General features: G+C 53.8%; 7 protein-coding genes. 3 read left to right on the plus strand and 4 right to left on the minus strand.

Going from position 1 to position 11,504, the window contains the following annotated elements:
- Nucleotides 1-459 precede the first annotated feature (459 nt).
- On the plus strand, nucleotides 460-3,495 hold the full coding sequence (locus Pla144_RS06625) for an LPS-assembly protein LptD (RefSeq protein WP_197530442.1): 3,036 nt from the start codon (nucleotides 460-462) through the stop codon (nucleotides 3,493-3,495).
- On the plus strand, nucleotides 3,492-3,905 hold the full coding sequence (locus Pla144_RS06630; protein ID WP_146449256.1) for a diacylglycerol kinase family protein: 414 nt from the start codon (nucleotides 3,492-3,494) through the stop codon (nucleotides 3,903-3,905). The genes Pla144_RS06625 and Pla144_RS06630 overlap by 4 nt, the downstream gene beginning before the upstream one ends.
- Before the next feature lie 96 nt (nucleotides 3,906-4,001).
- Here the strand turns inward: Pla144_RS06630 and Pla144_RS06635 are convergent, their stop codons facing one another.
- The 4 genes from Pla144_RS06635 to Pla144_RS06650 all read right to left on the minus strand — a co-directional run bounded on the left by Pla144_RS06635 (nucleotide 4,002) and on the right by Pla144_RS06650 (nucleotide 9,823).
- Nucleotides 4,002-6,023, minus strand: coding sequence for a glycoside hydrolase family 97 protein (locus Pla144_RS06635; protein WP_146449258.1), 2,022 nt, complete (start codon nucleotides 6,021-6,023; stop codon nucleotides 4,002-4,004).
- Nucleotides 6,024-6,078: 55 nt separating this feature from the next.
- Nucleotides 6,079-7,452: an arylsulfatase gene (locus Pla144_RS06640; RefSeq protein ID WP_231936229.1), complete on the minus strand. Its 1,374-nt coding sequence runs from the start codon at nucleotides 7,450-7,452 to the stop codon at nucleotides 6,079-6,081.
- 63 nt (nucleotides 7,453-7,515) lie between these two features.
- Nucleotides 7,516-7,986 carry a DinB family protein gene (locus tag Pla144_RS06645; protein WP_197530443.1) on the minus strand — a complete coding sequence of 157 codons (471 nt, stop codon included), beginning with the start codon at nucleotides 7,984-7,986 and terminating at the stop codon, nucleotides 7,516-7,518.
- Nucleotides 7,987-8,215: 229 nt separating this feature from the next.
- Nucleotides 8,216-9,823 (minus strand): efflux transporter outer membrane subunit, encoded by a 1,608-nt coding sequence (locus tag Pla144_RS06650; protein ID WP_146449265.1) that lies wholly within the window; start codon nucleotides 9,821-9,823, stop codon nucleotides 8,216-8,218.
- A 431-nt stretch (nucleotides 9,824-10,254) separates the two neighbouring features.
- Here Pla144_RS06650 and Pla144_RS06655 point away from each other — a divergent pair, with 431 nt between their 5' ends.
- Complete coding sequence (locus tag Pla144_RS06655) at nucleotides 10,255-11,499, plus strand: efflux RND transporter periplasmic adaptor subunit (RefSeq protein WP_231936230.1); 1,245 nt, start codon at nucleotides 10,255-10,257, stop codon at nucleotides 11,497-11,499.
- Nucleotides 11,500-11,504: the final 5 nt, after the last annotated feature.

Below are 11,504 nucleotides of genomic sequence, written 5' to 3' on the forward strand. Positions count from 1 at the left end.
GGAGGGGTGTGGCCAACTATGGGATTCGGCAGTATGGACTTTGAGAGAGGGAACGGCAACAACACGGATGGAGCGTGAAACTAGCACTTCGCTTGACTAAGCGTGATGAACGAGTTTCTGTTACCGGGATTCTGGCAAATCTCTGCTCTCGTCAAGCAAGGGCGAAATGCGCGTATCCTAGCCGAGGCGAGTCATCGTAACTTGTTTAGCTACAACACCTTAGGAAACGCTATCAGAGACATAAGGTGCCTTGACCCTCTAGTTGACTGGCACCTATAATCCGCCGCCCCAATTTGGGGGTCGTAACTTTTCGTAACCCGATGCGCCACTTGCTGTTGGGTGCAGCCAGCCCTCGAGCACGACGCCAGGAAGAAGAACTCTCTGAACACCGCGCGCACGACAATGCGTTGCTCGCAGTTCCTCCGCCTTCAGCGGACAGTTTCGCTCTGCGCGCGAGTGGTGCGGTTCGTCTTTCTCTTTACCTGCATTCTGGCAAGTTTATCACCCACGATACTTGCTGTATCTTCAGCTGCTGAGCATGCTGTCAGCGTCAGCACGGAACCGGTCACAATTGCCGCCGATTGGTGTTGTCATTGGCAACAGGGAAACTACGAAGTCTGGCATCTGCGCGGTAACTGCTACATCAACCAGGGGCTCACCTATGCCCGCGCTCCGGAAGCCGTGCTATGGATAGACAGCAGCCAGGCACAGCTTGGAGCTACCAAAGTGGTCGCCTATTTTGAGTCTGGAGCAGATGGGAACGTTGTTGTCGATGACCCGACAGAAAATATATCCTCGCGGAATGCGTCAACTCGGCAAAACTTACCCACTTGGTTTAAGCGATTGGAAACTACTGCTTCGCTGAAGATGAAGTTGCCCCAGGCGGTTCCGTACACCAATGCCCCCCCGCAGATTTATCAGCGGGGACTCGTACAGTTCGATCCTGCACGTCAGGAGCAATTGCTGATGGCGCAGTACACCGAATTCGTGCCTCCGGCGGTGTTGGTTCCTCCTAGCGCCTCGGGGATGCGGCGGGTCGAAATTTTTGGGCGTAGCGATGTACTCCCCGATATCGAATCTAGAAAACTCTCGAACGGAGAAAGTGCAATTGTCGCCTCTGGTGGTATCCGCGTTTTGGTCGAGGGACTCTCTAGCAGTTCGGTTCCAGCAGCATTCGGCCCAGTAGGAACGATCGATCTTACGACCGATCGAGCAGTGATCTGGACCGCAGGTGGAGACCTGAGATACGGCGGACAATCGACGCAGGACCAAGACACGCCACTTGAAATATACATGGAGGGCAACATCGAATTCCGCCAGGGGGATCGCGTAGTATACGCGGACCGCATGTTCTACGACGTGCGCCGGCAGGTTGGTGTGATCCTCAATGCCGAATTGCTCACTCCGCTTCCCCAGACGGAAGGTTTCGAATACCAAGGCCTGGTACGTTTGAGAGCGGCGGCGATTCGACAACTCGACGAAGCCCGCTTCACTGCCACAGATGCCCTCGTGACCACCAGCCGCCTAGAGGAACCGAGCTATGCCTTTGGTGCTGAGGAGATCACGTTCCAGGACTTGCAAACCCAGTCCTTCGATCCTCGCACTGGGAGTGTCACCACCGAACATCGCCAGTTGGCTGAAAGCAATGGGAACTTCGTCTATGTGAGTGGAATACCCGTCTTTTACTGGCCCACGATTGCAACCGATCTGAGCAAACCAAGTTTCTTCATCGACAACATCAGCTTCGGCAACGATCGGGTGTTTGGATTTCAAACGATGGTTGATTTTAATGCCTATCAACTCTTCGGAATTCGCAACGCACCCGCTGGAACCGATTGGGGACTGAGCCTCGACTATCTCAGTAAGCGAGGAATTGGCTACGGGACCGACTTCTCTTACGAACGCAATGAATTATTTGGATTCGAAGGGCCTGCCGAAGGAGCGTATGATTTCTGGGGAATCTCTGACAATGGATCTGACAACCTTGGATTTGGAAGGAGAGACATAGTCCCCGAAGAAGATTATCGATTCCGCTTGTTTGGCCAACATCGTCAACGCCTAAACAGTGGTTGGGACATCACTGGCGGAACGGGTTGGCTCAGCGATCGAACGTTCCTGGAGGAATACTACGAACAAGAGTGGGACGAGAATCCGATTCCGACCTCGGGTCTGCGGGCTAAACGTCTGGTGGACAACCGGACATTCTCGATTGAGGGGAACGTCCAGGTGAACGACTTTTTCACCGAGACGGAATGGCTCCCACGTGCTGATCACTATTGGCTTGGTGAATCCCTACTGGGGGATCATCTGACGTGGTTCGAGCATTCCCAGGCCGCTTATGCCAAGTTGAATTACTACGATCCTCCGACGAATCCGACGCTCGCATCACAAGTGATCCCCGGCCTGCCTTGGGAAGCCACCGGCACGCTCGAAGGAGAGCGACTCGTCACACGACAGGAACTTGATTTGCCATTTAGCGTGGGAGGAGTAAAAGTCGTACCTTACGCACTTGGTGAGTTGGCCCAATGGGGCGAGGATTTCACCGGGGATCGCTTGCAACGGGCGTACTTCCAGACAGGCGTGCGAGCCAGTGTGCCTTTTTGGGCCGTGTATCCCAACGTCCGTGACACCTTGTTCAATCTCAATGGCTTGTCTCATAAGGTAGTGTTCGATGTCGAAGCATCCTATGCCGATGCGAATCGCGACTTCACTGAATTGCCGCTGTACGATCCGCTGGACGACATCTCGATAATCGAAATGGATCGTCGGTTGTACGGAACGGCGCTCACTCCCACGATTTCTGGCAACAAGACCGATGCTCGCTTCTGGGCATTTCGTTCCGGCATCCAAGGATGGGTCACGTCGCCCACCACCGAAATTGCTGACGATCTGATGGCCGTGCGAACGGGGATGCGGCATCGATGGCAGACCAAACGTGGCGGTCCCGGTCGACAACATATCATCGATTGGCTCACGATCGACTCGAATATCACTTACTTTCCCGACGCCAATCGGGACAACTTTGGCCAGGACTTCGGCTTGTTTGACTACTATCTGCGTTGGCATCTGGGGGATCGGTTCACGGTCGTCTCTGATGGGGCTGCCGACTTCTTTGGGCAAGGGCTGCGCACCATTGCTGGAGGCGTGATCATCAATCGACCCACACGGGGAAATACCTACCTAGGGGTACGTTCGATCACTGGGCCGATCGAGAGCAACGCTCTCCTGGCCAGCTTCAATTATCGACTGAGTCCTAAGTGGATCACGTCGGCGGGTGTCTCTATGGACTTCAGCGACACGGGTAACATCGGACAGAGCCTTTCGACAACGCGGATCGGCGAATCGTTGTTGGTGACCGCGGGAGTCAATTCCAATACAGGGCAAGATAACTTTGGATTTCAGTTCATGGTCGAACCACGGTTCTTGCCGAAGCTTAGCCTCACCAGCCGCACGGGGATCGAGGTTCCCCCCGCAGGAGCGTTTGGACTCGAATGATGCATGACGAAACAGAAATCGATGAAGCAGCGGCTCCCGACCCGCGTCGGTCGGGGAGTTGGCTGCAAAAGTTCGGCAATGCCTTTCGCGGAATCAAGGTCGCGGTGCGGGCCGAGGTGAGTTTCTTTGTCCATTTATTTGTCACGGCGATCGTTCTGATGACCGGCCTGCAACTCGGGATCTCGCGGCTCGAATGGTGTCTGCTGGTGCTCTCCATAGCCGGTGTGATCACAGCCGAGTTGTGCAATACAGCCATTGAACGCCTAGCCCGAGCAATCACTCAAGCCGAACACCAGGAAATCCGCGATGCGCTGGATATCGCGAGCGGTGCAGTTTTAGCCGCCTCTCTCAGTGCGGCCGTGGTGGGGGTCATCGTTCTGGGCCGACCTCTGTTGGCCATGATGTCTTGAGCCAAAACCATGAGGGTCGAGAGTCGCTTGAGGTGTTTTTTTATTTCGACTCTGAGTACCACTGGGATGTTGTGTGCTGATTCATAGCGGTTGATGCTATCTGGGTCGGAGCACTGCCACAAAGCCGCCGCCGGGGGCAAGAGAAACTTTGAGCGGAGTCGCACTGGTGACCGGAAGATGCTTTTCTGTGATTGCGTTCGGCTCGTTTTCTTTCAGGGAGCCGTCGACGTAGAGGTGGGCTTCGTAGGTTCGGTCGCCGAGGAAATCGAGTGCGACTTCTAACTTACGGCTGGTCCAATCGGTGATGCCGCCCAGATACCACGTGTCGCCACTGCGGCGAGCTAGTACGAGATACTCGCCGGGCTCGCCGGCGACGAAGCGAGTTTCGTCCCAAGTAGTGGGTACTTCAACGATAAAATCGAAACCGGCTTGGCCCTCGTAGCGGGAAGGCTTGTCGGCGACCATGGGCATGGGATTCTCGAATATCACATAAGTGGCCAAATGGTGGCAGCGGGTGCCTAGGACCACCGGGTTTGAGTATTGCGGTTCGAACTCGGAGCGCGCAACAGAGTGAAATCCGCCTGAGTGATAATCCACCGGACCGGCCAGGGCACGCGTGTATGCGACGTTGACCGTGTGATCCGGTGACCACAAATCGCTCCACTTGACGTACTCCAGATTTAATACCCCTTCACGATTGAACAGGTTTGGGAAGGTCCGCTGTTCGCCGCTGTAGTGCGTGGAACCGTGGATCTGAATATGAAGTTTGTGGCGGGCGGCACTCTCCATCATTTGCTCGGTAAAGTCGACCATCTCTTGATCGTCGCGGTCGAGGAAGTCGACCATCAATCCTTGGACTCCCCAGTTCTGGTAGAGTGTAAATGCTTCTTCAAGGTTCTTGCTCAACGGTTGCCAATGCACCCAGAGACGTATGCCTACGCCGCGCTCTTTGGCATAGGCGAGAATCTCTGGCAAATGCATGCCTGGGCGTGGCTGGCGGACATCCGCATCTTCAGATGGCTTGCCGTAGTCGGTCGACGACTGCACGTACCAGGAAAGGCCATTTCCGGAGACAGCGTGATAGGCGATGTTGTTTTCCGCGCAGAAGTCGATGTAGTGCTTATGCCGCTCCAGATATTCGGTCGAATCGGAAGGGAGCTGATAGTCTTTCTCAAACTCATCGGCCCACCAGTGAAATGACGTTTTGCCAGGTAAAGCCCAGGCGAAATCTCCCAATTCCTCACTGGCAGGGTCGTTGAGACACAAGAGTAAATTGCTTTCGATCAATTCGCCTGCATGGTCTCCAAGTTGCACGACGCGCCACGGACTGGTAAGCGGGGCTTTGCCGACGACACAGAGATTCTCGCGGTCCGGCAGCGGTGATAGCCTGACCGACAGCGCTCCGGGAATTTCATCGACCGACTTTTCCAGATACAGGCCGGCATAATTCCAGAGGGCGGCCTCAGCAATCGCCGCCGCCTGGCCGTTCGGCCAGACCAACAAGAGTGGGACATCGAAGAGTGTCTCAGCAGGCAATTCCGCAAGAGGTTTCTGCTGGTATAGGGCTTCGTGTGAGGAGGTAAAACTTTCGAGCGGCATGAAATGCGCCGTTGGATTGCCGGCGGGTGCGAATTCGGTCGCTTCGCCACGGATCTCAATGGTTGATAAGGCATCTTGTGAGGGAATGATCGTGCGGAAGGCGACGCCATCGTTGTATGCCCGTAGCTCGAGACTCCAGCGGATCCCGTTGCCACTGGTGATTGTCACTTCGGCTTGGTTGTAAAGATCTATGACCGATTTCGTCTTACCCCACGGAAGTGAAAAACTCCCGTCGCAATGGGTTTGCGACACTGCGTCGAGCTTTGCGCCGACAGAGAGCGGGCCGGAGGATTTGAGTACCAGCCCCAAAGGAGAGGGACCAAAGAGCGGCCTGCCGTCGCGAATGATCGAGTATTGCAAAGGCTTTTTCGCGTCACCACTGGCGTGTAACTGAATCGCGCTGCGGCCATCAGGAGATTCAACGATCGTCTGAGATGACTCATCGCCGACGGCCAATGCCGTGAGCGATGTGATGTAAATCCCGATTCCTAGAAAGAAGAAAATGTGGCGAAGGATCATGGCGAAGTTTTTGAATGCGTAAGAGGAAACAAAAGGGGGTGACAATCATCAGAAATCATTTTTTCTTTTTGAAGCTGATCAATCCCGAGTCAACGTGTGCTTCTTCCATGAACTTCGCGAGTTGATTGGCGATGTCGGGGTTGGCATCAGCAACATTTGTGGTCTCTGCCAGATCGTTCTCAAGATCATAGACTTCCAGGGGGCCGTTGGGGTCGGCACTCACGTTCAGGCGGATGCCTTTCCAATTGCCCCAACGGACGGCTTGCTTGCCGCCCTGTTCGTAGAACTCCCAGTACAAGTATTTATGTTCGGGTTGCGGTTGGCCAAGCAAAGTCGGCAAATAGCTGATGCCATCCAGACCAGGAGGTGTTGCTACATCTGCCAGTTCACAAGCAGTAGGCAAGAAGTCCCAAAAAGCAGAGATGTGGTTTGATTCAGAGGCTGCTTCAATCGCTCCAGGCCACCAGGCAATCGTGGGGACCCTGATTCCTCCTTCATAGAAATCTCGCTTGCCACCTTTTAAAGGACCGTCTGAATCAAAATAGTTCTTGTGCCAACCTCCTTCGCTCATGGGGCCATTGTCGCTCGAGAAAATGACAAGCGTGTTGTTATCGATGTCGAGTTCTTTCAATTTGGCGATCACTTGTCCCACGGAATGATCCAAGTAAGTCACCATCCCTGCGAAGGTTGCTTTGGGGTGCTGCTCGGAGCGATAGTGATCACCTTTAAAGGGGACTTCTTCAAACTTACCCAGGAACGGTTGTTTCCACTCTTGCGGCACGCTCAAGTCGGCATGAGGCTGCTGCAAAGAGAGATGGAGATAAAACGGACCCTCGCGATGTTGTTCGATATAGTCGAGCGCCTCTGCCAAAAATAGATCCCCGGAGTACTCTCCGCCTTCTTTGCCGTGGTTCGTAGGATAAGTGATTTTCTCGCCATTGCGCCACAGCCACTCTGGATAGTATCGGTGGGCTGCAGCATGGCTGGTATACCCAAAGAAATGGTCGAATCCTTTCTTATTCGGCAGTTTGCCATTGGCTGTGTTGCCAGAGAGTCCACTCTTACCAATCAAGGCCGTGTGATAGCCGGCAGACTTTAGCAGGCGTGCTACAGTGATATCTTGGGGGTCGGGACGCAATTCAATTTTGCCGTTGAAACGTTGATAACTATGCCCGGTGTGTAAACCCGTATGCAAACATCCACGTGATGGAGCACAGACAGTGCACCCAGCATAGTGGTTCGTTAGACGCATCCCCTCACTCGCCAGTTGGTCTAGATGGGGTGTCTGAAAGTTTTTCTGACCAAAACATCCCAAATCGCCATATCCCAAGTCGTCTGCAAGAATGAAAATGATGTTGGGAGGTTCCGAAGCGCGCAGAGGAAGCGAATTGGCCAGAACGATGAGCAATATAAAGGTCAAGAGTTTCACGATGGGATTCCTCACAGTTTAGCTTGGGTAGGCATGAGCGAAGATAAAGAGTTCGGCGAGTATCTATGGTTTTAGGAGGGCTAGTTTCTCTTCGATGAATGCAATGTGATGGGGGATGTGGGCTACGATGCGTTCGAGAAGAGTTTGGAGTGTTACATTGCCATCGGTAGAGTGGACGCCGGTTCGATGGAAGTCGCTCGAGTCGCAGGACTGGAGGATGGGGAGCATGTGGGCTCGGATTGTTTCAATTACGGCTATTTCAGTTTTCAACTGGCGTTGGGAGCAATGCAGCGCGGGGACGAACAAATTGGGATTGGCGTCAAAGAAAGTGGGGGCCTGTTCAGCGAGGACTCGTTTCATACGATCAGCGTAGACGATTTCTGAATCGGCAAGATGGCACACGAGCTCACGAATAGACCATTTCCCCTCGATGGGTCTGGCGTCTAAGTCGGCGTTGGAAGTGGGTCGCACCGCATCGCGGAGTAGCTGCGCGCCTGCTGAGTAGGCCTGAATGAGAATGGGTATGTTGGTCATTGCTTGCTGGCGCGTTTTAGAATGTGGGGAAGAGCATAGTCTTTGTATTCTTCCTTCAGGATAAGGGATTCGGGTGCTGATTGGCAATCTAGCTACGTGGAGCGGGCTTCTAGCCTGTGATTCCAACTGACGGCCAGGGTGGCTGCCCGGCATGCGGAGAGGTGTCACTTGTGAGAGAAACGGTCGAGCGTTGCACGACAGCTATGAAGAGGCAAGCAAACTTTTGTTCTTACTGCTTGGGTGCAAGAGCAGCGGGGAGTTCTGGCAAATCGTCCGGGGCTGGCAGTTCTTCCAACAGAGGTTCGCCCTCTTCTGCAACTTCTGGTTTGTCGTCTGAGTGAAACTCGAGGATTGCCTCGCCTAAGAATGGAGAGGGCCAACCCCCACCCAGTGAACGATATATTGCTATCACACTTTGCGCAACCTCGCCCTTGGCCACGGCAGCATTTTCTTCTTGCTGTGTCTTGAAATTCTGCACGTTGAACACGCGATTGAAATCGACTTCTCCTTCATCCAGTTGCAGCGTAATCAAGTCGTTCGTCTTGTCGGCTGCCTCGGCTGCCTCAAGTTGCCACTTAAATCGCTCTTGTGATTTGAGAAACTCGACGATGGCATTTTCGGCCTCAAGGTTCGCCACGAGTACCGATTGCCGGTAGCGTGCAAGCAATTGCCGGAACCTTGCTTCCTGGACGCGAACGTTTCCAAGAATGCGACCATAATTGAGGATGTTCCAGCGGAAGATCGGGCCGACAGATCCGAAAGAAGAACCGTCGCGGAACAGGTCGCCGAATTGATTCGCGGTTACGCCAACGTTGCCTGTGAGGCTGATGTGAGGGTACAGTTCCGATTCGGCGATGCCAATCAGCTCGCTTTGCGCTGCCAATTCTCTCTCGGCGCGGCGGACATCTGGTCTTCTGAGTAATGTCTCGGCGGGAATGCCGAGGGCAATGTTCGGTTCCACATCAGGAATCTCACCTTCGCCAAGCCGTTGAGCGAGGTCTTCTGGGGGCATGCCGAGCAATACGCACAGCTGGTTTTGCGCCTGCCGCAGAGCGATCTCCAGTTGGGGAACAAATCCCTCAGTTTGCGCGAGACTGGACTTGGCCTGTTGCACATCAATCTCGCTCGTCTCACCTCCCTGGAAGCGAGTCGCTGTCAGATCGTATGTGTTCCGCTGGATTTGCACATTTCGTTTGACAAGCTCCAAACGCACTTGCAAGGTTCGGATATCGATGTAAGTCGCAGCGACATCAGCCACCAGCGTCACGACTACGTCGCCATAGTTGAAGATGGTCGCATCAAGATCGGCGTCCGCTGCCTCAACAGCGCGGCGGAACCGGCCCCAGAAATCGACTTCCCAGGCTAGGTTGAATTGACCGGTCCAGATGCTAAAGTGACGGTCGAAGCCAGTTCCGCTTGCCAAGTTGTGGGAATACCGCGCCGTAACGTCCTGTTGCTGAGGGAAGACAGTCCCGATGGCAATAGCTCGCAGGGCACGCGCTTCCATAATACGCGCTCCCGCCTCGCTTAGCGTAAGGTTTTGGCGATAGGCTTCAGCAACCAATTGATTCAACACAGGGTCGTTAAACGTGGTCCACCACGCTGCGTGATCTACCGGGTCATTAATGACGCGTCGATCGTCGGCATCGATCCAATCCTGGGAGATTCTGGCACCAGGGGTGCAGTACTCTGGTCCCACCTTGAATCCATTGGAAATCCAATTTCTGGTACTGGTACAACCAGCGAACAACAGCGTCATCCACGCAACCGACCAATAGAGGCGGGCTCGTCTACGTTGACTGCCTTTTGACGTGAAAATGACGTGATCGATTTGCATTTGCTTGTGCGCATGGACGCACCGCTACCCTTTACATTCGGAATACTCCTCATCTTCAGATTCTTCGTTATTTCCGGCATCAACTGTACAGATTGGTTGCCGGGGGCGGAAAAGCTTAACTTTAAGCTCAAATAAACATCTATTCTGCCGCCAGAATTGTTAAAGTCGCCAAGGATTGCCGGGAGGTAGATTCGAGAGTCCGTGGATTTCCGCTACTCAAAGTGGCTTCCCACGAGCTTTGTCCTTATTGGCAAAACTGCTGCTTGGCGTGGCGATTTTGGTTGAATTCACCACAATTGAAATGCAAATGGGCTCCAAGATGGGGAGCGGAGGGACGTAAGACCGGGTATAATTGCCAATTCAAGGTCATTTGGCAGTGGCTGGCTTACCAGAGCAACTCCCCCCGGCTCGATCAATTCATTTAATTTCTTATGGCGACATCCAGCGGAACAATGCGGCAAACTGGCGGTCTGCTCCTGCGCGCGGCCTTGCCTTGCGCAATCCTCGCCGGTGGTTGGATTGGTTTCTCGAAACTATCTGTGCAGATTGAGGAAAAGCCAGCTCCCGCAGCGGATGAGCGAACCCTCCGTACCAAAGTTGAAGAACTCGAGGTGATCGACTATCCGGTCGTTATCAAGACTCACGGAGTCGTGCAGGCGCACAATCAAGTTACCTTGGCTGCCGAAATTGCAGGCGCCGTGACAAAGGTAAGCCCGTCCTTCGAGACGGGAGCTTATTTCTCAAAGGGAGAAACGCTTATTGAAATCGACGAACAAAACTATGCCACAGCACTTTCCATCGCCGAGTCGCGACTTTCGGCTGCCAAATCGGCCTTAAAGTTGGCCGTCTTGAACGAAGAACGGAAGCTGCGACTCATCAAATCGAATGCTGTCTCCCAAGCGGAAGTTGAAGTAGCGTCGGCTACACGAGAACAAGCCGAGGCGGATGCAGAACTGGCAGCAACGCAAGTGGAGCAAGCAAAGCTCGACCTCAAACGCACCAAAGTGTTGGCACCGTTTGACGGTCGCGTTCAAGCAAAATCAGTCGGTTTGGGACAAATGACAAGCCCTAACTCACCTTTAGGAGAGATCTTCTCGGTTGATTTTGCGGAGGTGAGACTACCAATATCCGGCCGGCAGCTTCAGTATCTTAATCTACCTGAGTTTGCAGACGATTCACCCGTCGAAGTGATCTTGCAGGATGCCATCAACGAAGCTTCCGGCGTCACGTGGCGAGCAAAGTTAGTTCGCACCGAAGGTGTCCTCGACGAAAACTCTCGCGAACTTTTTGCCATTGCGCGCATTGATGATCCCTTTGGACGGGAGTCGAACCATCCGCCGCTGCGTATCGGGCAGCCAGTCGTCGCTGCGATCGAAGGAACCGTTTTGCAGGACGTTATCGCATTGCCGCGGGGTGCAGTTCGCCAATTAGACAAGATCGTCTTGGTTGACCAAACAGAGAGGACACTTTTGCCCCTTTCTGTAGAATCGATCTGGTCCGATGCGAAGCACGTCATTGTCCCTGGGTCTGCTATCCCTAAAGGAAAGTGGCTCGCGACCACTGCGATGGTATTCACACCCAAAGGCGCGAAGGTAGAAATCATACCCGATACCTCTCCGACAGCCTCGATTGCCGAATCCACTTCGGAAGACGGTTCGGAAAGCGCCGCCAATTAGTGATG

Source organism: Bythopirellula polymerisocia (assembly GCF_007860015.1).
Classification (GTDB): Bacteria; Planctomycetota; Planctomycetia; order Pirellulales; family Lacipirellulaceae; genus Bythopirellula; species Bythopirellula polymerisocia.

Coding starts and splice junctions, on each gene's coding strand:
- Pla144_RS06630 (WP_146449256.1), top strand. CDS start 3,492: ATGATGCATGACGAAACAGAAATCGATGAAGCAGCGGCTCCCGACCCG.
- Pla144_RS06635 (WP_146449258.1), bottom strand. CDS start 6,023: ATGATCCTTCGCCACATTTTCTTCTTTCTAGGAATCGGGATTTACATC.
- Pla144_RS06645 (WP_197530443.1), bottom strand. CDS start 7,986: ATGACCAACATACCCATTCTCATTCAGGCCTACTCAGCAGGCGCGCAG.
- Pla144_RS06650 (WP_146449265.1), bottom strand. CDS start 9,823: ATGCAAATCGATCACGTCATTTTCACGTCAAAAGGCAGTCAACGTAGA.
- Pla144_RS06655 (WP_231936230.1), top strand. CDS start 10,255: ATGGCGACATCCAGCGGAACAATGCGGCAAACTGGCGGTCTGCTCCTG.